This window comes from Streptococcus sp. 1171_SSPC (assembly GCF_001069335.1).
Classification (GTDB): domain Bacteria; phylum Bacillota; class Bacilli; order Lactobacillales; family Streptococcaceae; genus Streptococcus; species Streptococcus xiaochunlingii.
Window position 1 is genome coordinate 159,134 of record NZ_JWAK01000017.1, and the last position, 21,470, is coordinate 180,603.

Sequence of the window (21,470 nt, forward strand, 5' to 3'; positions counted from 1 at the left end):
CGAAATCGAATTCTAACGAATTACCGATTTCTGTCCCACTCTCTCTTTCTTTATTTCTTTTCAGATCCAATCTGTAGCTGTAGAAACTGAGTCCCCACAGAGAAGACAGGGGCCTTAGCTACTCAAACCTCCAACAAACTTATAAGCAGTTACCAAAGCATTTGTCATGGTATCACGGGTTGCTTTGAAGGCCTCAATAAAGGCTGCACGGTGCTCTTCTGGGAAAAGCGTTGTATCATCTCCAAATTGAGTAAGAGTTTCATTCACAGAAGCCAACTCTTCATCCATCTTCTTGATACCAGGTTCCAAAGTCTTGAAGTAAGATTCTTGTTCAGATTTTGGCAACTTTTCACCCAATTCATTGGCATGCTTCTTATAATTTTCAGCTAGTTTTGCATAAAGTCCTTTGATATCCCCGATTGTTTTCGCATTTTCAATTTCCTGATCTGTTACCAAAACAACTTCTGGAGTAGTTGCTTGAGCGCCAGAGCCTGAAGTAGACTGACTAGAAGAGCTACTTGTATCATCTGTCAATTCAAATTTCTTTGAAGAAAATGATTTCTTCTTAGATGAGGATGTTTTCTTAGAGGAAGAAGATTTCTCCACCTTGCTTGAAGACTTCTCTGAAGAAGCCTTTGGTTTTGCAGTTTGATTTCCCGAACATGCGACCAAGGTCAAAACCGAGAGAAGGGTAATACCGCTTGCGACTAATTTTTTCATGGTTGACTCCTATTCATAATCCATTTATAGAATTATATCTAAAATTATTTCGATTGTCAAAGCATTATAATATCTTAGCTCCATCTGCTTGTGGTATGTTTTCAAGATGAGATTTCCCTTCTCTCCTCCATGAACCTTTCTTAAATTGTCGGACTTTTATCATTTAGGACAAAAGGCTTGCAAAATTATATATCTTTAATTATAATCATTCTAAATAAGAACTAGGAGACAAGTATGACTGAAACAAAACATGGTATTGATGCTTCTTTCAACGACCGCTTAAATATCTTACGGGCTGGAGTGCTCGGTGCCAATGATGGCATTATCTCAATCGCTGGAGTTGTTATCGGGGTTGCCAGTGCGACCAGCAATATCTGGATCATCTTCCTATCTGGTCTCTCTGCCATTCTGGCTGGTGCCTTCTCTATGGCGGGTGGTGAATACGTGTCTGTATCGACCCAAAAGGATACAGAAGAAGCCGCTGTGAGTCGGGAGCAAGCCCTTCTGGACCGCGATCCAAAAGCTGCACGCGACTCCCTCTATGCAGCCTATATTCAAAATGGGGAATGCGAAACGGCAGCTCAAATCATGACCGAGCGGGCCTTTCTCAAACACCCTCTCAAAGCCTTGGTGGAAGAAAAGTATGGCCTGGAGTTTGAAGAGTTTACCAATCCATGGCATGCAGCCATCTCTAGCTTTATTGCCTTTGTCCTCGGCTCTCTTCCACCTATGCTGTCTATCATCCTCTTGCCAAAAGAAATTCGGATCCCAGCAACAGTGATCATCGTGGCCCTTTCCCTTCTCTTTACTGGCTACACCAGTGCCAAGCTCGGAAAAGCCCCTGCCAAGCAAGCCATGATCCGCAACTTGGTCATTGGACTCCTTACTATGGGTGTTACCTATCTCTTCGGACAATTGTTTAGTATTTAAAAAAAGCTGAGAGTTCTGTCTCAGCTTTTCTTATGCTTCCAATAAGGCTTGGGCTTGTTTTTCCAATCCTGCGATTGCTTCGTCTGTCAAGACCAATTCACCTGTTGCCCAGGCTTCTGGGTTAACGGTTGTTCCAGTGAAGTCTCCCACTACTTGAGTTCGAACGAATGGCAAGAGGGCTTGGTATGCCGCAAACATTGGCTCGTGTCCTGCATTAGCGACTGAAGAAACTGTTACGATCTTGTCTTGGAGGGCAGATGGACCACGAGTTTCTGATAGGTCAAGGGCACGGCTGAGCCAGTCGATCAAGTTTTTTACCACACCTGGAATGGCAAAGTTATAGACTGGTGAGAAGATCCAGATGGCATCCGCCGCAAGGACTGCATCACGCGCCGCTTGCACTGCTGGCAAGGTTGGCGTTTCCAAATCTTGGTTCATCATAGGGATGTCCTTGTAGTCCAAGTAAGTCACTGTTGCTTTTCCTTCAAGAAGGCTTTCTGCTTTCTTAGCCATTTGGTGGTTGAATGATCCTTGACGTAGAGATCCGACGATAAATAAAATGTTTTTCATAGTTGTTTCCTCTTTCTGTTGTAAGTTTATTTATTACAAAAACTATTATACATGGACCAGATGTAATGTCAAGAATTACATCTTGAAATATCACTAATTTTTACTATTTTTTGTTTTTTTCTTTCAAAACCCTAATTTATCAAGGTTTCTAACCCTTTCTGACGCGGGTTACAATCCCATCCGGATCTGTAAACTCGAGCTCAGTTGAGGTTAGCCAGGTGACAGGTGACCCCTCTTCTTTTGCTCTCTCTGCGATGGCAACCAAGTCTTCTTTCTGTTCTACGTGGACGACGTAATAGGCTAGCCCAGGAAGCTGGGCTTCACGTTTGGCCAAGTGCTTGCCACCCCACTCATTGACTGCTAGGTGATGGTGGTAGTCCCCAGAAGCGATCCAGCTGGCAGACGGAACAGTGAACTTATCCGACAGCTCTAGCACCTTCTGATAAAAGGCAGACGCTGGTTGGCTATCTCTCACAGAGAGGTGGACATGCCCCATGCGGGTATCGGATGCTATCCGGAAAGGCTCCACCTTGCGGCCCATCTCATAGATCTCTTGCGCAGAGAGTTCCTCTGTCACCCCGATGATACGGCCATCCTCACGGATATCCCACTCCGCCACTGGCTTATCCCGGTAGAGCACAATGCCGTTGCCCTCTGGATCTTCAAGATAGAGAGCCTCACTGTAGCCATGGTCCGCAGCCCCGACAAAGGGAACCTTCAGCTCAGCCATATGCTTGAAGACATCCGCCAAGTCCTCCCGACTAGGTAGGAGAATGGCCATGTGATAGAGACCATAGCTCCCCTTAACTGCCTCAGTCCGATCCGTTTGGATGAGATGGACCAAGGGCTTGCCTCCAGCCCCAAGAAGAACTTCCTCCTCCGACTGAGACAGAATCTCTAAGCCCAACATTTGAGTATAAAAAGCGGTCTGGCGCGCCAGGTCTTTCACATTGAGCGCAGCTTCTGCCAAGTTAATCTTGCTATTGTAGGCGTAGGTCATGGGAGTCTCCTTTTGGGTTTTGTTTTGTTGTAATGTTTTATATTACATCATTATACACTCTTTTTTAAAAGAAGCAAATAAAATAACTTGACAGAAAACCCTCCTTAGAAAACTAAGGAGGGTGTTGTCTGTTAAATATTATTAAGACTTACCCCTTAAACTCTTGAACAAATTTCTTGAGTTCGGCATCGGCTTCAGGTGTCGTCCCATGAAGCTGGCTAAGCATGTCTAAAAGAGATGCTGTCTGGGTTTCAATAGTGGCGTTGGTTTGGTTGATCTTAGCCACGATATCTGTCAGTGGCTCTACTTCTTCTTCCTCAAAGGTATCCACATAGCGTGGGATATTGAGGTTATAGTCATTCTCGACGATCTCCTCAAAGCTAGCCAGATGAGCGAACTTATCTATATCCTCTCTACTCTTATAGGCCTGGAGGATCTTCTCGATATGGGCATCCGTCATGATATTCTGGTTCTTGCCCTTGTCAAATTCCTTAGAGGCATCGATAAAGTAAACGTCCCGATTGGTCCGGTTCTTTTTGAGAATGATGACCGTCGTTGGGATGCTGGTATTGAAGAAGATATTGGCAGGTAGACCGATCACGGTATCAATGGCCCCTTCTTCCAGCAAGGCCTTGCGAATGGTTCCTTCAGCATTGCCACGGAAAAGAACTCCGTGAGGGAGGACGATGGCCATAACACCATTGTCTTGTTTCAAGTGATAGTAACCATGCAAGAGAAAGGCGAAGTCTGCCTTGGACTGAGGCGCCAGCTTGCCAAATGGGGAGAAGCGAGGATCTTGGAGAAAGCCAGAGCTTGCGGACCACTTAGCTGAGTATGGAGGGTTCATAAGAACCCCATCAAAGTTGGTCGGTTCTTGGGTCGGCCAGTCTTCGTCCAGCGTATCGGCATTGTGCAAGAACTGGTTTTCCACCGGGACCCCGTGTAGGATCATGTTCATCCGAGCCAGGTTATAGGTAGAGGTATTGAGCTCCTGACCAAAGTATTGGACAGTTTGAGGCTGGTGAGAAAATTTCTTGGCATTGAGCAAGAGCGATCCTGATCCCATGGTGGCATCGTAGATGGTAAAGCCCTGCACGTCTTCACGCCCTAAAAAGGCAATCTGGGTCATGAGCTTGGCTACAGGCTGGGGCGTATAGAACTCTCCAGCTTTCTTACCCGAGTCGGTCGCAAACTGACCAATCAAGTACTCATAAGCATCTCCAAGCATATCACCCGCATGACCTGCCACGTCCAGCACTGCCAATTCTTTCATAACGGCAGCCACTAGCTGGTTTTGCTTTTGAGGAGTGGCACCTAGCTTTTTGGAGTAGAGATCAATGTCCTCAAAGAGATTCTCATAGAGGTCATCACTTTGCTCGATGTCTCGGAAGCCCTGAGCCAGATCTTCCAGTTGGAAGGTCCCTTCATTGACCCGGTCCACCAAGGCCGTAAAGGTCAAGTCTGGCTTGATGACATAGTTGAGCTCATCGGTGATGACGGAGATCAGCTCCTCTTGAGAGTCGGGATCCTCATAGTAGGACCGGTAAAGCGCCAAGGCTTCATCCAAGTCCTCTGTCTCCTCCAACATAGTCTCCGCCACGAAGAAGAGCAACTTATCTGAGAGGTACTTGTAAAAGATCATCCCCAAGAGATAAGACTTATAGTCATTGGCATCCATCTTAGAGCGGAGCACATCCGCTGAGTTCCACAGGGCTTGGTAGAGCGACTGGGAGGTTTGTGTTGTTTCCATAGTAATTCTTTCTGATTTCTTTTAAACCTTTTCTTGTTCCAGTGGGACGACAGCGAGGGTCTTGCCCAGACTGGCTAAGACTTTCAAGACCGTGTCCAATTGAGGACTGGTCTTGCCTGTCTCCATCCGAGCGATAACCGGTTGACTGACCCCGCTGAGTTCTTCTAGTTTCTTTTGGCTAATGCCCTTTTCACGCCGAGCCTCGATCAGCTCTGTCATAATCGCGACCCGGAGATCACTTTCCAGGATTTCTTCCTTGGTGAAGAGCTCTGCTCTCACATCTTTCCAATTGCTGCCGATGGCACTATTCTTCATCTCTCAGCCCTCTTTCCTTCAAATCTTGCAACTCCCGCTTGGCTTTCTCGATCTCTCGTCTGGGTGTCTTTTGCGTCTTTTTGACAAAATGATGCAGTAAGACAAAGCTCCCATCCAGCCAAGCCACGAATAAAATCCGATCCCGTAAGGGTCTCAACTCCCAGATCTCCGCATCCAGATGCTTGATGTAGGGTTGGCCAGCACGTGTCCCCTGCTGGCTCAAAAGCTCGATATAGTCGTTGAGCTTGTTTAGTTTGATCCGGCTGTCCTTGCTATCGTGACGAGCTAGCTCCCTCATGTAGTCCAAGACCGGTTGATTCCCCTGTTTGTCTTTATAAAAATAAATAGCGTGCACAAAGCAACCTCTTTTCGAATTTATTATAACTCTAAAGTTATTAAATGTAAATACTTTTAAGTTATTAAATACTAAGGAGCACCCTTTGAAAGGATCAAAGGGGCTTACTTATACTATTCGAAAAAGGCTGTGCTTATAGATGCTGATAAAGGGAACTTTTGAAGGTTAGATAAACATATCTTGTAAGAGTTTCTTTAGTATTAAAGCTGGAGAATAATACAAATAAATCACGTTTATTTATGACTTAGTAGAGTTACAAGTTCACTAAAATATTTAGTTCTCAATATATTTTGCAACTCTGAATCTGTTGCAATCTTACTTAATGCCTTATTTTTAAAATCGCGAGTGACTACTGTATTTCCTAGTTGATTGGTTATTTCTTTTTTTAGGTTACAAATCTTTAAAATTGATGAGAAATCTGAAGCATCTAAGCTATCCTCAACAATTTTAGTTATATTTCCTAGTTTTGAAGTTAAATCGAATTCTGTTGATAAACCCTCTAAAAATATTTCAGCATCATCCCTTGTTGGTTCATTATTATTTATCAAATTACCTTCCATAAATTCATCAAGTTTCTTTTTCAAAGCGATACTTATTATCTTGTCTTTATTTTTCACACAATAACTTTTAATAGCTTTTTGGAATTCATTTAATTTTTCTTCTTTATCCTGTTCATCAGAGCTAAGAATAGACTTCACTATTGATTCATCAACTAAAAGCATCTCTATCTCATTAAAAGTGAGCACAAAAACATTTTTTTGTTTATAGTTCTCAATACGTGTTTCTTCCATCCAATCATTATCAATTATGCCATAAGCTATATTCCCATGCAAATATTGTAATTTATTATAGGCTCTTGTGTATTGGATAACTTGCTTATGGCCTTGAACTGGTTTTACAAAACACCATTCACTAAATAATTTAGAATAAATCTGATAGTCTATGCTAGTTTTAGTTCCTTCACAAAATAGAATTGGCTTCTTTGTACCAGATACTTCAGTTAATAAGGATAAAGGCATTTCTTGTGTACCTTCCAAAATCTGATACTCCAAATCATAAGGTGCTTCAAATTTCTTACACCATATGTAACTTGCATTTGTTCTAGATTGGACAAAGTCCATATTATGTGAAGCAAAAATAAATTGACAATCAGACCGCTGAGATATGAGCAAATCCCACAATTCATTATAGACAGCAGCATTTAAGAAAGTCTCAGGTTCATCAACAATAATATAACTATTTTCAGGAGCAAGAAGTACATTTCCTATATAAAACAGTATACAACGTTCACCATCACTTAGACCATTTATACTATATCTAGAGCCATTTTTTTCAACTTCAACAACTCTATTATCGGGTTCTAGTATAAATTTTATTTCGGGTGATATTGAATTCCAAACCTGCTCTACTCTATCCCATAAAGCTATAGATAACCCTTCCATCCCTCTAGATTTATAAGTCGCTATCTTAGCATAGTTCTTTATCAAAAATGTTATTAATTTAGTGAAAGTATTTGAAAAATCCTTATCAATTTGGATAGGTTGTAAATCAATTGTGTCATATTTAAGATCGACTTCTTTTAAATCTTGGATATATCTTTCTCTAGTAATTCCATTACGATCATGGATATTTGAAACAAAATATAACAATTTTTGGGCTGGTAAGACATACATTTCATTACTATTATTCTTTCTTAATTCATTAATAAGACTTGATTTTCCTGCCCCGTTCGCTCCTATAATAACAGTAGTAGAATCTATTTTAGAAATGAAAGAGAAAAGCTTAATTATTTTAATATTCTCTAGAATTTGAGGAAGCATAGTATCATACAGATAAATATTGCCACCAAAACAATTGTACATGCTTTCTAACAAATTATCACGTAATGTTTTAAACTTTACTGTTACATTATTAGATAAAACTTCATCATCTAACTCTTTACTTATTAAATCAATAAGTGTTAATAAATAATTTTCTACTCTAGTATATAATTCATTTTCATAATCGGCTATTTGACTCTTATCTTGAAACCTTTCCTTTTCTGATTCTATTTTTTCAATTAAATCTTTTTTAGAACTATACATAACTCCCCCCTTAAACAAACATATCCTGCAAGAGTTTCTTTTTGAGAGTTTCTAGCTGAGAAATTTTTTCTTGGTAAGTAATGATGAGGTTATCGAGATTAGAGAAATAGCTCCCAATGGCTTGTTGTTCTTTAAGTGTTGGTACTGCAAGCTTATAAGTAATAAGGTTTTTATAGTACAACCGAACGCGTGTACCACCCAATTTTTGCATAGTTGAAAATCTTAAAAATAACCTAGAGTTATTCAAATGATAAAGTAGGAAATCGATATCAGAGCTATCATTACTAATAAATACAGGATATTCTTTAGAAACCAGAACATCAGTTTCAAAATTATTCTTATTAAACTTAAAAATAGAATCATCTGACATATGACGATAAGTGACATAGCCCATTGGAACTCTATGAAAATCAAGTGTCAAATCTATTCCAGTTCTCCCACCTTCAAAATAATCATTCTGTAAATAAAGACCTTTTCTAGAAGATGTTGCAATAGGAAAACCTGATTCACCTGATATTATCTCGTCATAATTTTCTATCAATGTTCCTAAGCTAACTACTTCCCACTCCCCTTCAAATCCATCCAAACGAATCTCAGGAACAGTCTGTCCAGCTTTAGGAAACATCTTGGAAAGCATGGTCTCTTTGAGAGATTGATAATTGGCAAGATTGTCCTTGTAGCTAGCCAGGAGGTCGTCTAGAGTGAGGAAGAAGGAACCGATGGCGGATTCTTCTTCTAATGATGCAGGTACACAAACCTTGAGATTTGACAAAGATTTTTGACTAACTCCTTTTGCAGTTCCTCCACTTGACAAAGAAGTTAATTCATTAAATATTTTTGGGCTTCGTAATAAAGTGGCTAAAAAATCTTCTATAATTAAATCATGTTTAACTTCAAAGGCAATCGTACGTTGACTTAGAATATATAAATCATCATTAGGAATCTGTGCAACATTTCCCATTGGTGCTTCAGTAGTAAAGACAACTTGCCCTTTATGAAGATGATTATCCCCCATCCATCGATCATACAATTCTTGATCTCCATAATTTGCATCAGCATTAAAATCAATATACCCATTTTTTACATTTAATGCTGATAAAGCTAGATAACCTGTATCACTCCAACTTAAACCTAATTTTTTAGGTGTTCTACCCCTGTAATCTATTATTTTTTCTATATTAGATAATAAAGGTCTTTTAATCCAACTCTTCTTTTCCTCACTAAAAATAATTTTAGGTTTCATTCTTATCCTCAACTCTCATAACTCTCTATCTAAAAATTGTTTTAACTTTTTACGCAATTCATCATCTAGAATCTCTTTTTGTATATCTTCCTCAAAACTATTATATTTTTTATTCAAATCATATCTAAAAAGTAATGTAAAATAAATAGCTATTTGAATTGCAGAACCAATAAGTAAGAGAAAAATAAAAAACAGGAATAATATATAAATTTCACCCACCCAATTATAGATATTTTCATTAAAAAAAGAAGATATAACGATAATAAAACTAGATAAAAATCCTTTATTAACTATTGAAACTAGTCTCTTATACTCTTTTAACTTTAGTTTTGATATAAGGGAATTTTTATCTGAACTTAATAAAAAACCGTATAAAGAAAAATAAATGCCAATAAAAACTGTTGAGATTGTTACTAAATTCGTATTATCTGTATAAGCATTTTTGTAAAACCAATCGTATAACTCTGAATAATTTCCTAAAAAAAGAGACATTGTAACAATTAACACAATTATGCTTAATAAACTCCACCAAAAATATTTATCAATAAATTTAAGCATGCCAACATCTCCTTTCTAGTTTTGGATTTTATATGCTATTTTCAGTTACAATTTCAAATTCATTCTCATCAACAGATAACAAAGAACCAAATGAGGTATAGTTGAAATCTTTATTACGATTCTGGTCATCATAATAATGCTCTGTCATTAGATTAGCTAATTTATTAAAATCCTCGGTTTTTAAAGAAGTTTTTTCCAAAATATAAAAGCCATCGTTCTTTAAATCCACTTCATCAACTCTACGTGTCTCTGGATTTAAAAATTCAACTTTTGCAGATATTAAATTTTTATCCGAAGAATTTAATAACTTTAATATACTGTCAACACGTTTTATATCCATTTCTCTTTTATACCGACTTTTCTTAAATGCTACAGTAGTTGTATTTATATCTAATTCTTCAGATACTTCCATCATATTACCAAATAACTTTTCTAAAAGTGATTTGTTGCTGTCGTTAATATTTGGAAACAAACTTGACAATTCAAAACCCTCATTTTTAATTTGAATCACGATTGATTTGATGCTCTCAGAAGCTTCTATCAAAGGTTTTAAACTATCTGTTTTCATAGGCTCAAATTTCACCGAATACTTTACATTAGGAACTTTACTCTTTATAAAGCTTGATAAATACTCTCCTATTTGGTTAATCGAAGGCCCTAAAAACTTTCTTTCCATTAAAAAGAGATAAGATGTAGGAATAATCAAACAAACACTAGGCTCAAAAAGGTCTCCGTCAATTTGTTTAATTTCTTCTTCACCAATCTTTCCTTCATATGGTTTTTCACTACGGTATTTACCAATCCAAACTGTTCTATTTCTAGGGAGATACTCTAAACCATCCAAAGAAGAACCACTCGTCCTGCTACTTGAAGGGTTTCTACTATTATTCATAAACATAGTATGCTGACTCCCTAACTTTACAGTTCTTTCTACAGGAGAAGATACTCGAATTTTATCAATTAACTTAGATAAATCATAATTTGTCTTCTCACCATTACGACACAAAAAAACATTAAAATATTGAATGTTCATTTCCATTAATCTCCAATTATTTTACAATCTCCAAATTATTATTGTTATAATTTATACGTCCTTCTATCTCAACATTTGGTACAAAAACATTGAAATTCAATTCTTCATTTTGCTCACAACTACTTCTTATATGGATACCTCTTGGTACTTTCTCCTCAGAATTACCGTATATTAAGTCAGCACGGTATTTTACTACTGCATCTGGGGTTTTATTTTTAATTTGATATACAATATAGTTCTCAAAGTAGGTTTGATTATGCCCCCATTTAGCAGTGTGGTGATTACCCTGGTTTGACCATTTAGTTTGCTTATATATATTTTTATTATTCTTCTTACTAGTATTAAAACGAGTACCCTTAAAAAGCTGCCTACCTAAAATATGGCCAGCGTCAAATCCTGTTTCTTTGAATGGCGAAGTCCCTTTTGGACCTCTTCCTTTAACTTCACTTATTGAACTTAAAGATATATTTCCAATACCACCAATAGGTAAATTATTCTTAAGCCCAAAATTTATAGGATTACTAATGTCAATTTCGTTGAAACATTCTAGATTATTGATTGGTGTCGATATCCTAAAACTACCTTTTTCAAAATTAAGATCTTTAATCGACACTACACCCAATTCTTTAAGCATATCATCTGTAAAAAAATCTATAAACAATCTTTCATTTGGATAATTACACATAACATTCTCTCTTACCTCCCCACTCTTAGTGGTTCAATCACCTCTTCGATCAGTTGGGTATAGGCTTCTTTGATTTGTTTTTTGTAGCTGAGTGGGTTGAGGGCATCTGCTACTTCTGCCTTATAGTCTTTGTAGCGTTGGCTCTTGGTCAGCTGGCTTTCGCCAGCTTGTTTTTTGGCACCTTTGCGGTAGTGTTGGATATAGTAGCGGAGTTCGTCTGCTCCGATATACCAGTTTTTGGCGAAGCTTACGATATGGCTATCGATGACGGATTCGATCATCTGGTCCAAGACTCCGGTGATAGATTGTCCTCGGTAGCGTTCGGGCTCTTCTTGGACTTGGGTCCAGAGGTTTTGGATGATCTCTGCTAGGCTTGGATTGGTTCGGTTCAGGCTCTCGATATAGCTATCCACGGTTGCGATATCCTTATCAGTCAGGGTCTGCTCCTCATTTTCCTCCTGCTGGATCATACTCTGGATCAGCATCAAGATATAGGCATAATTGATCTCATCGACTTGGACAGACTCTAACTCATAGTGGATATCCAGATCATCTTGGCTGTCCACTTCTGGATCCCTACTCTTGATCTCCGCCAGGATATTTTGATAGAGGCCTAGATAGGCTTCGAGCTGGCTGTCGCTGAGACCCGTTTCCCGATAGATCTCTTCCTTATCATACTCAGAGTAGACGCGGATCGAGGCTTGATACTTGTCAAAAATCTGATAGGCTTTGGCGACCTTACGGAGCTGGGCTGTTGGTGCCTGCTCGAGAGCGACTCCTTCATCTTTAAAGTCTGTGACTTGGCCTTCAAACTCTGCCCAGGCTTTTAAGAAGTTGCGCTTCTCTTCTTCCCAGCTTGGGGCCAGGACCTCATTTTCTCCCCCATTGGAGTAGAGCTTGAGGGCATTGTCGACGGCTTCCTTAAAGGCTTGAGGGCGCTGGAAGGTGATGATATGGCCGAAGTGCTTCTTGTCATCAAAAATCCGATTGGTCCGGCTAAAGGCCTGGATCAAGTCCTGTGGACGCATGGGCTTGCGATCGATAAAGAGTGTAGAAAGGCAAGGTGCATCAAAGCCTGTCAAGAGGCGATCGACCACGATAACCAGATCCAACTGCTCATTGCGGTAGAGGTACTTGTCCTGCTTTCTGGCCAGGCGATGGTTGACATCCGTGTTAAAGCCCCTCAGATCCGCTAGGCTAAAATGCGTACCAAACTCTTGGTTGTAGTCCTCCATGACCTGCTTCATGTGGTCTTGGTAGCCGATGGATTCTTCCTCATTTTCAGATACCGAGTAGGTGATGGTAAACTTTGGAAAATCTGGTAAATGGCGTTTGACCCGCTCAGACACCTTGACCCGCTCCTTGCCAGCAAGAATGCTCTTGAGCAGATTGTAATAGGCCTGTGCTCGTGGGATGGACTTGACTGTCAAGACAGCCTCATAGCTCTTTCCGACCCCTTTAGGAATATTGAGCTGTTGCTGGCTCTTATTGAGGATGGCATCTAGGACTTCTAGCATGTGCTCCTTGTCCTCATAGGCCTGGTCTGGGATCTCTTCTTCTAGCAGATCTGAGATGATGGTGTTGCGGTAATCTACCTTAAAGCCTAGAACCGCTCCATCATGGATGGCTTCTTTGACCGTGTACTCATGTAGGCGATCGCCATATTGTTGGTGGGTGGTCTGAGCCAGGTCTCCCACTTGTTTGCGTTTGTTTTCCTTAAAGATCGGAGTCCCTGTAAAGCCATACCAGAGAGAGTTCTTGAAGTAGGCCTTGATCTCCTTTTGCATCTGTGGGGTGACCGCCCGGTGGCACTCATCCACGACAAAGGCCACGCGCAGGTCCTTGATCTTCCCAGCATCCCGCTGGTACTTCCCTTCTTCAAACTTGCGCATCATGGTTGTGATTTTCTGGATGGTCGTGACCACCACGCGCTTGTCATTACCCCCTAGGCGCTTGACCAGTTCATGGGTATTGTCCGTTTCGTCGATGTCGATGACATCATTGGCCGCATAAGAGAGGAAGGACGAGGTCGTCTGCTGGTCTAGGTCTCTGCGGTCGACGACAAAGATGGTCTTTTGGATCGCTGGGATCTGCAATAGATTGCGAGCTACCTTGTAAGAGGTCAGGGTCTTACCTGAACCGGTCGTATGCCAGATATAGCCTGACTCTTGACGGCGAGAGGCTTCCTGTACAGCCTCAATAGCATGGATCTGGTAGGGACGCAGGAGGATGAGGGCTTTCTTGCTATCGTCGATGACCGAGTACTGCATGACCATCTGGTGGGCCCGAGGGATCGAGAGGACCTCATGGGCAAAGCTGTTGAGATCGATCATGGGTTGGTTATCCTTGTCCACCCACTTGGTCAGGAATTGCTTGTTTAGCTTGCTTTCACGGGCTGCAGCGATATAGCGTGTGTCGACTTTATTGGTCACGACAAACATCTGTAAGCTCGAGTAAATCCCCCGAAACTTGCCTTCACGATCGTACTTTTTGATTTGGTGAAAGGCATCTAGAAAGGCTACTCGTGGGCTCTTGAGTTCGATATGGATGAGGGGCAGGCCATTAATCAGAAGGGTCGTATCGAGCCGTCGATCCTGGTCTAGCGGATAGGCCTTGTCACGTTCGACTTGGTTGACCACTTCGTAGCTCGACTTACCAGCTGCGATATTGTCCCGCCAGATGACTGCTAAGCGGATGGTCCCTAGACTAGCATCTTCACGCTGGACTTCTACCTTGGCGATGCCATTTTCACCTGCTAGCCACTTGGCCGCTTCATAATAGCTGACAAAGTTGAGCTGGTTCTTGATCTGGCGCTTTTCTTGATCGGTCAAGGGATGGTCCGCTAGCACGGCGACATTGTTTTGCGCCAGCTTGTCAAAGAAATTATCCCATAACTGGTCTTCATTCTTGAGATCCTCGCGATAGGTCCACTGACTCTCTCCTGTTGTCAACTGCTGGATCAACTGTCTTTCGATCTCAAGTTCTGGAGTTGCTACTGCCTTCATCCGTCTATCCTTTTCCTGTACATAATCTCCTATTATTATAGCATGTTTGGGAAAGAAATTAACGCTTTCAAAGCATTTTGTTGGGATTTCGCGCAAAAAAACGAACCTGGTCTGGTTCGTTTTTTCTTAATCTAGTTGAATCCCTTTTTCCGCTAGATTGTCCAGGCATTCTTTAAGGTAAGTAGCCTGGTGTTCGGGATAGATAGGGCTGCTCAAGGCTTCCTCTTCCAGCTCTGGGTAGGCTGGGCAGGTCTTGCCTCGGTAGGTCGGCTCCCACCACTCTGGACTTACCTTGTAACCACGAGCCGTCATCTCCTCCATGATCAGGCGGTGATAGGCATAGAGGCGATAGGGCGAGTAGTCAAAGACATAGTTGACCGTCGCGTGCTTCTTGCCCCAGCCATTGCCTCGAAGGGCGCAACATTCCCGGTGTTGGCCGAGAAGCTGGGGACGAGGAAGTTTGGTAATCAAGTCTTGGTGCCACAGTCTCATCTATTGACCTCCTAGTAGTGTAGAGTCTTGCAAGTAGCGATTGGGGTAGCGCTTAAGGAGCGTCTGGATTCCCTTGATGAGATCCTCTTGGCTTGCTTGCCCATGCTGGTATTTCTCAAGTAGCAGCATAAAGTCCGCCTTTTCCTCAGGAGTCGCCTGCTTTTTAAAATAACCCCAGATATGCTGGAAGGCATTGGAGACTTGGCCACTATTTTCCGGTAAGGACAGCGCTTGCTGGATCAGGTCCTCGACGTGACTGACCTCAACCTGGTCTTGCTTGAGGTATTCCCGGATCTCCTTGTAAATGTTGCTGGAATGACTCAGCACCAGGTATTTATTTTTCGCCCATAGGACTTGGCAATGATGTTTTTGATCCACTCGTGTCTCCTTTTGATCTTCTCTATGAATAGTCCTCCCATTATACCATGGAAATGAGTTAAGTCATAGAAAAAGCGGACCTATTCGGCCCGTTTTTTCTTTCCTCTTTATCTATCGAAGGGAGGCTTTTAACTGTTCTAGACTGAGATTAGAAAATAAAGAGCGAAGGAGCTCAAATCGAATTGAACACGGGCTGCGGATTGTGTCAAAAGCGCAAAATACATTAGTACTATATCCAAGACAGAGTAGCTGATTGAATTCTTCTCTCGCCTTTTAGCTTGAAAGAATCCTAATCAGCCTTGTGGGGGCAGGACAACGAAGCAATCCCATACAACAGTGCTTCTGTCCTGCTCCCTATTTTTACTTTATCCGCAGGCGCCCTTTGTATCTTGATTTAGTCATGGAACTTCTTCGAAGTTCGCTGACGTCCAATCTCACCTAAGGAAAGTTTCAAAGACAACATTATCCATAAGCAAAAAGTCTGAGACTCACTCAGACTTTTTGTATTAATCAATTTCAAGGCCACCGGTGTAGAGGCGGTAATAAGTCCCGCGTTCTGCCATCAAGGAAGCGTGGTTGCCTCGCTCGATGATGCGTCCCTTGTCCATGACCATGATCACATCCGAGTTGACGATGGTTGAGAGACGGTGGGCGATGACAAAGACGGTCCGTCCTGCCATCAAGCGATCCATCCCCTCTTGGACCATCTTCTCTGTCCGTGAGTCGATTGAGGAAGTCGCTTCATCCAGGATCAAGACTGGCGCATTGGCCAAGGCTGCACGCGCAATAGCGATCAGCTGACGTTGACCGTTAGAGAGACCAGCTCCATCATCGTTCAAGACGGTATCGTAGCCTTGGTCCAGATGTTTGACGAAGGAATCCACATTGGCAATGCGGGCTGCTTCCAGGATTTCCTCCCTGGTCGCATCTGATCGACCATAGGCGATATTTTCTGCGATAGTTCCAGTAAAGAGGTGGGTATCCTGCAAGACGATTCCTAGCGAACGACGGAGCGAATCTTTCTCAATCAGCTTCACATCAATCCCATCATAGGTGATAGATCCTGATTGGATATCGTAGAAACGATTGATCAAGTTGGTAATGGTGGTCTTCCCTGCTCCAGTCGCACCGACAAAGGCCACCTTTTGCCCCTTGTCTGCGTAGAGGTTGATATCGTAAAGGATTTGGTTCTTCTCATTGTAGGAGAAGTCTACATTTGTAAAGACGACATTTCCGACCAGTTTGACCAGTTCGTAGTCGCCATTTTCCCGAGGGTGTTTCCAAGCCCAGAGATTGGTCTTCTTATCAGTGATGACCATGCGACCATCGACCTCTTCATAGTTGACCAAGGTGACTTTCCCTTCATCCACTTCAACTTCTTCATCCAAGAGATCAAAGATCCGATCTCCCCCAGCAAGAGCCATGAGGACAAAGTTCAACTGTTGCGATACCTGGGTGATAGGCCCGTTAAAGGAACGGTTGAGCTGAAGGAAGGCCATGAGTCCACCAATGGTGAGCCCACTGATACCATTCAAGGCGAAGATCCCTCCGACCAGTGAGGTCAAGACGAAGGAGACATTTCCCAGGTTCCCCAAGATAGGCATCAAGACATTGGCATAGCGGTTGGCTTGGTAGGAAGATTCAAAGAGTTGGTTATTGATCTGCTCAAAGGCTTCAATACTTTCTTTTTCATGAACGAAGGCCTTGACCACCTTTTGACCAGACATCATCTCTTCGATAAAGCCGTTTTCAATCCCTAGGTTCTTTTGCTGATCGGCGAAATAGCGACCAGATTTGCCAGAGATATCTTTGATGACATAGGCCATGACTCCGACCATCAAAAGAACGAGAAGGAAAAGGAGAGGGCTAATCATGATCATGCTGACTGCTACCCCGATAATGGTAATGGCAGACTGCAAGAGCTGAGGGATAGACTGCTCGATCGCTTGGCGAAGAGCATCGATGTCATTGGTGTAGATCGACATGATGTCCCCGTGTTGGTGGGTATCGAAGTACTTGACAGGGAGCTTTTGCATGCGGGCAAAGAGCTGGTTCCGTAGCGAGCGAAGCGTATCCTGAGAGACTGTCGCCATAATGAGGGAAAAACCATAGTTGGACAAAACTCCCAAAATACCAACTACTGCTAGCATCATCAAGAAGCTGAGGAGAGGACCAAAGTCCCCGCTGCCACTATCCAACATAGGTTGGATGTATTGGTCCACCAAGGCCCTAATAGAGGAGGTAATATAGACCGTAGAGAGGGAGGCTGCCACAATGAGGACAGCCGCTAAGAGAAGGACGAACTTATACTGTTTCCACATATAGTCTAGCAAGCGTACGAGAGAGCCCCAGCTGGCTTTTTTCTTATTCTTCATCTGCTTGTCCTCCTTTCCCTTGGGTTTGCATGTCATAGACTTCACGGTAGATGGCATTGGTCTCGATCAAGTCTTGGTGAGTACCGATCGCATCAATCTTCCCATCATTCATGACCACGATCCGGTCTGCATCTTGGATAGAAGATATCCGTTGACCAATGATGATCTTGGTCGTGTCCTTGAGACTAGACGCTAGACCTTGACGGATCAGGCTATCTGTCTTGGTATCGACAGCTGAGGTCGAATCATCCAAGATCAAGATTTTTGGATTCATCAAGAGAGCGCGGGCGATACAGAGACGTTGGCGCTGACCACCTGAGACATTGGCTCCACCACGTTCGATCATGGTATCATAGCCATCCTTAAAGTTCTGGATAAATTCATCTGCTTGAGCAATCTTACAAGCTTCCACGATTTCTTCGTCCGTCGCGTCCTTATTGCCCCAGCGCATATTTTCCTTGATGGTACCGGAGAAGAGGACATTGGTCTGAAGCACCATGGCAACTTGCTTGCGCAAATGGTCTAGATCATAGTTTCGCACATCCTGACCAGCTACCTTGACACTACCAGACTCTACATCATAGAGACGAGGGATGAGCTGGACCAGACTAGACTTACCAGAACCAGTCCCCCCAAGGATTCCGATGACTTCACCCGAGCGAATGCTGAGGTTGATATCGGACAAGACATGAGCCTTGTCGCCATTTTCGTCTGTGTAGGCGAAGTTCACATGGTCGAAGGTAATAGATCCATCTGCTACTTCTGTCAAACCATTCTCAGGAGAGACGATGGTTGACTCTGTCCCAAGGACTTCATTGATCCGCTCCACAGATGCCATAGAGATCGAGAGCATGACGAAGATCATCATAAACATCATGAGAGACATGAGGATGGTCATGACGTAGGCAAACATAGAGGTCAGCTCACCAGTCGTAAAGCTGCCAGCCACGATGAGTTGCGCCCCGATCCAAGAGATCAAGATAAAGGATGCATACAAGGACAGCATCATGGCTGGACTACTCAAGATCACGATGCGAATGGCCTTCATGAACATGTTGTAAATCAAGCGAGAAGCCTTCTTAAACTTGACCGTCTCTTCCTCTTCCTTAACATAGGACTTGACCACGCGCATGTTGGTAATATTTTCCTGGATGCTGTTGTTCAAGTTATCATAGGCGTCAAAGACCTTGGTAAAGAGTGGATAGACAATCTTAGTGATCACACCCAAGACTAGCCCCAAGAAAAGGGTAATCCCTACAAAGATCATGGCCATCTGCGGATTGATCAAGTAGCTAGCAACAATGGCAAAGATCAGATTGAGCGGAGCACGGACACAGATCCGGATGACCATCTGATAGGAGTTCTGCACATTGGTCACATCCGTCATCATCCGGGTTACCAGACCACCGGAGGAGAAGCTATCGATGTTCTCAAAGGAGAAGGTTTGGATCTTTTTGAAGATCGCCTTCCGTAGATTCTTAGCAAAACCGGCTGATGCAAAAGCCCCGTAGCGAGCCGACTGCATCCCGCAGAAAAGAGAGAGAAAGGCGAAAACCAACATGAGGAGACCATAGGTCAGAACCGTGGTCATATCCCCCTTCTGAACCCCCTTGTCCAGAAGCGTCGCCATGATAAAGGGAATAGAAATCTCAAACATGACCTCAAACACCATATAGAGTGAGGCTAGAACTGAGGGTTTCTTGTATTCCTTGATTTCAGCAATCAATGACTGAAGCATAAATACCTCCTAAAATACTAGTTAGTAAAGTTTTCTTTAGCAAGATGTCCATTCCCAAAATAAAAGAAAATCATTTGATGAAATCGGCCATCTCTGCATTCGAAAGCTATAGAAACAGAAAGCGCCCTGACAGCGTTACTGTAGGGACGACTTTCGTTATTCATACTATTTAGTATAGAGCAATATGGGAGAAAAATCAAACATTTAGTCATCCTCTCCACTGAATATTCTGATTTAGCAACCTTGAAGGCCAGTTAACTAAAGTTCTATTTAAACCGTATTTCTATTCACTGGTACTGAGAGATACCAAGCTTAAGAAGCGGTCAAAGTAGGTCTTGTTCTTCTTCAAGTTTTTCTTCAGGCTTTGCGCCTCTGCTACTTCATCCGTGATGATCCCATCGACCGGCCGTTGAAGATAGGCCGTTAACTTTTCTTCATCATTGATGGTCCAAACATAGAGCTCTTTTTTCATCTCATGGGCCTGGGTTACCAAATCCTCCTGATAAGAAAAGTCTTCAATCGCAAAGAAGTCGACCGAGGTGTTTTCAAATTGTCCAAACTGAATCGGAATGACATAGCCAGTCTTAATCTCCGGAGCTTTCTTCTCCACCTTTTCCATCACCGACAGATCCAAGGACATGGTTGGATAGTCCTTTTCAACTCCCAACTCCTTCATCTTTTGGACGAAGAGATCTACGTAATTCTCTGGTTCTGCACCGTAAGGTTTGAGCTCGACCAAGAGAGGCATCTTCAGCTCCTTGGCCCGGGTGACAAACTCCTCAAAGGAGGGGATATGACTGGTATGACCATCCTGTTGGATCTTCAATCCCTGCACCTCAGCCAGGGTCATATCTTTGACATCCTTGTCCACTCCTGCCAAGCGTTTGAGATTGTAATCATGCATGACGACGAATTGATGGTCCTTGGTCAAGAGGATATCCATCTCGACATAGGAAGCCTTCTCCTTGGCAGCTTCCTCGAGTGCTTCGAGGGAATTCTTTACCCCCTTAGCCACATAGCCACGATGGGCTACGATTTTTACCTGATCATTGACCTCTAAGGTCGCTAAATCAAATGCTGCCATCCCTGACTGAGCCAAGAGGAAAAGAAAGGTCAGGACAAAGAGGCCCTTCATCTTGCGAGAGCCTCGAGTCTTGATGACCGAGCTACTCGGAGCCTCACAGCCATTGTCCAGGATGATTCCCAAGGTTCCCAGTTTAGACATGACAGAAAAGAGGAAAATATAGAGGCGGATCAAGACCAAAAAGATAGTCTGCACCCAGATATGCTGGCCCGTTTTGTCCAGCTGACTAGATGCAAAGACCAGGCCAAGGATCAAGAGAATACCCGTAACAGAAAGGATAAACTCAAAGGAGAAGATCCGCAAAATAAGGCGAATCCCACCTTTTTTGGTCATCTCCCAACTCTTACGCATGGCAGCCCCAAAAGGCAACTCTTCAATCACGATATTGGGTACCGTATAGATGAGACGTAGATTGAGATAAATCAGAAGCAATTGAACTATGAAGAGGCCGATGGCCCCAGCAGTCGTCTTGCTAAACTCCCCTGTGATAAAGTTCGGAATATAGAGACCGTCCGTCAGTGTTGAGCCAATGAAGAGACCCGCTACGGGCAGAGTCAGAACCATATAAAAGAGAAAATGCAACAGGTTCCAACCGCTAAAATCCTTTAAGCGACCAAAAGACTGGCGAAATACCTTTTTAAAAGACAGGTGCTGATCCGTACGAGACAGATAGATCAGGGCGATCATGGTCCGCATCTCCAGCATAAAGAGAAAGGCGAAGACGATGGCAAAGAGAATCAAAGCCACTAGACTCAGAGGATTGGTCAAGGTCGTGAGGATATTGTTCTTGTCAATGTTGGACTCACCCGATAAGAGGAGGGCCAGTTGAAAGACCCAACTCAAGGCCGCAGCTCCTATACCAACCACAAACTGCAAAAGGATCCCCACAGAGATGAAGGACCATTTATTACGCCAGATTAAGTAAAAGGCCCCCTTCAGGTCCTGCCAATAACTCCGTTTCATCTCATTCCCTTTCCTTTCTTTTATTCCCTTAGAATAGCGGAAAAGCCCCTCCCTGTCAATGATTCTACAAGAAAAAGGCTGGGACAAAAGTCCTGGCCTCTCAATTGTCTTTAGATTGTCGAGCAAGACGCAGTAGTTGAGTGGGCTCTACTACGCTGATTTCATCAGCTTTTACAGCCCTACTCAACTGTG

At 42.7% G+C, this 21,470-nt stretch carries 18 protein-coding genes; 1 reads left to right on the plus strand and 17 read right to left on the minus strand.

Going from position 1 to position 21,470, the window contains the following annotated elements; all coding sequences use genetic code 11:
• Positions 1 to 114: 114 nt before the first annotated feature.
• Positions 115 to 720, minus strand: a complete 606-nt coding sequence (locus ADF75_RS03660) for a hypothetical protein (RefSeq protein WP_048789173.1) — start codon at positions 718 to 720, stop codon at positions 115 to 117.
• A 234-nt stretch (positions 721 to 954) separates the two neighbouring features.
• Here ADF75_RS03660 and ADF75_RS03665 point away from each other — a divergent pair, with 234 nt between their 5' ends.
• A complete protein-coding gene (locus tag ADF75_RS03665; RefSeq protein ID WP_048789174.1) occupies positions 955 to 1,650 on the plus strand; it encodes a VIT1/CCC1 transporter family protein in 696 nt (231 codons plus the stop codon).
• A 30-nt stretch (positions 1,651 to 1,680) separates the two neighbouring features.
• On the opposite strand, the gene ADF75_RS03670 is transcribed toward ADF75_RS03665, so the two are convergent.
• The 16 genes from ADF75_RS03670 to ADF75_RS03745 form a co-directional block, all read right to left on the minus strand.
• Positions 1,681 to 2,220 carry an NADPH-dependent FMN reductase gene (locus ADF75_RS03670; protein ID WP_048789175.1) on the minus strand — a complete coding sequence of 180 codons (540 nt, stop codon included), beginning with the start codon at positions 2,218 to 2,220 and terminating at the stop codon, positions 1,681 to 1,683.
• Positions 2,221 to 2,368: 148 nt separating this feature from the next.
• Positions 2,369 to 3,220, minus strand: a complete 852-nt coding sequence (locus ADF75_RS03675; RefSeq protein ID WP_048789176.1) for a VOC family protein — start codon at positions 3,218 to 3,220, stop codon at positions 2,369 to 2,371.
• 148 nt (positions 3,221 to 3,368) lie between these two features.
• Positions 3,369 to 4,970: a type I restriction-modification system subunit M gene (locus tag ADF75_RS03680; RefSeq protein ID WP_048789177.1), complete on the minus strand. Its 1,602-nt coding sequence runs from the start codon at positions 4,968 to 4,970 to the stop codon at positions 3,369 to 3,371.
• Positions 4,971 to 4,991: 21 nt separating this feature from the next.
• The gene (locus tag ADF75_RS03685) at positions 4,992 to 5,285 is read right to left on the minus strand and encodes a helix-turn-helix domain-containing protein (RefSeq protein ID WP_048789178.1); all 294 of its coding nucleotides are present in this window, start codon (positions 5,283 to 5,285) and stop codon (positions 4,992 to 4,994) included.
• Entirely contained in the window at positions 5,275 to 5,640 is a 366-nt protein-coding gene (locus tag ADF75_RS03690) for a type II toxin-antitoxin system RelE/ParE family toxin (protein WP_048789179.1), read from the minus strand. Before ADF75_RS03690 ends, ADF75_RS03685 begins: the two co-directional genes overlap by 11 nt.
• 233 nt (positions 5,641 to 5,873) lie before the next feature.
• Positions 5,874 to 7,724 carry a DUF4435 domain-containing protein gene (locus tag ADF75_RS03695; RefSeq protein ID WP_048789180.1) on the minus strand — a complete coding sequence of 617 codons (1,851 nt, stop codon included), beginning with the start codon at positions 7,722 to 7,724 and terminating at the stop codon, positions 5,874 to 5,876.
• Between the two features lie 10 nt (positions 7,725 to 7,734).
• Positions 7,735 to 8,967, minus strand: coding sequence for a restriction endonuclease subunit S (locus ADF75_RS10645; protein ID WP_065426868.1), 1,233 nt, complete (start codon positions 8,965 to 8,967; stop codon positions 7,735 to 7,737).
• A gap of 15 nt (positions 8,968 to 8,982) precedes the next feature.
• Positions 8,983 to 9,525, minus strand: coding sequence for a hypothetical protein (locus tag ADF75_RS03705; RefSeq protein ID WP_048789181.1), 543 nt, complete (start codon positions 9,523 to 9,525; stop codon positions 8,983 to 8,985).
• Between the two features lie 28 nt (positions 9,526 to 9,553).
• The gene (locus ADF75_RS03710) at positions 9,554 to 10,564 is read right to left on the minus strand and encodes a DUF6731 family protein (RefSeq protein ID WP_048789182.1); all 1,011 of its coding nucleotides are present in this window, start codon (positions 10,562 to 10,564) and stop codon (positions 9,554 to 9,556) included.
• A 10-nt stretch (positions 10,565 to 10,574) separates the two neighbouring features.
• Entirely contained in the window at positions 10,575 to 11,243 is a 669-nt protein-coding gene (locus ADF75_RS03715) for a hypothetical protein (RefSeq protein ID WP_048789183.1), read from the minus strand.
• A gap of 11 nt (positions 11,244 to 11,254) precedes the next feature.
• On the minus strand, positions 11,255 to 14,248 hold the full coding sequence (locus ADF75_RS03720; RefSeq protein ID WP_048789184.1) for a type I restriction endonuclease subunit R: 2,994 nt from the start codon (positions 14,246 to 14,248) through the stop codon (positions 11,255 to 11,257).
• Positions 14,249 to 14,374: 126 nt separating this feature from the next.
• Positions 14,375 to 14,740, minus strand: coding sequence for a TIGR02328 family protein (locus ADF75_RS03725; protein ID WP_048789185.1), 366 nt, complete (start codon positions 14,738 to 14,740; stop codon positions 14,375 to 14,377).
• A complete protein-coding gene (locus ADF75_RS03730; RefSeq protein WP_048789186.1) occupies positions 14,741 to 15,118 on the minus strand; it encodes a YbgA family protein in 378 nt (125 codons plus the stop codon).
• A 506-nt stretch (positions 15,119 to 15,624) separates the two neighbouring features.
• On the minus strand, positions 15,625 to 17,493 hold the full coding sequence (locus ADF75_RS03735) for an ABC transporter ATP-binding protein (RefSeq protein ID WP_048789187.1): 1,869 nt from the start codon (positions 17,491 to 17,493) through the stop codon (positions 15,625 to 15,627).
• Complete coding sequence (locus tag ADF75_RS03740) at positions 17,483 to 19,231, minus strand: ABC transporter ATP-binding protein (protein WP_048789188.1); 1,749 nt, start codon at positions 19,229 to 19,231, stop codon at positions 17,483 to 17,485. Before ADF75_RS03740 ends, ADF75_RS03735 begins: the two co-directional genes overlap by 11 nt.
• Before the next feature lie 283 nt (positions 19,232 to 19,514).
• A complete protein-coding gene (locus tag ADF75_RS03745; RefSeq protein ID WP_048789189.1) occupies positions 19,515 to 21,278 on the minus strand; it encodes a glycerophosphoryl diester phosphodiesterase membrane domain-containing protein in 1,764 nt (587 codons plus the stop codon).
• Positions 21,279 to 21,470 lie beyond the last annotated feature (192 nt).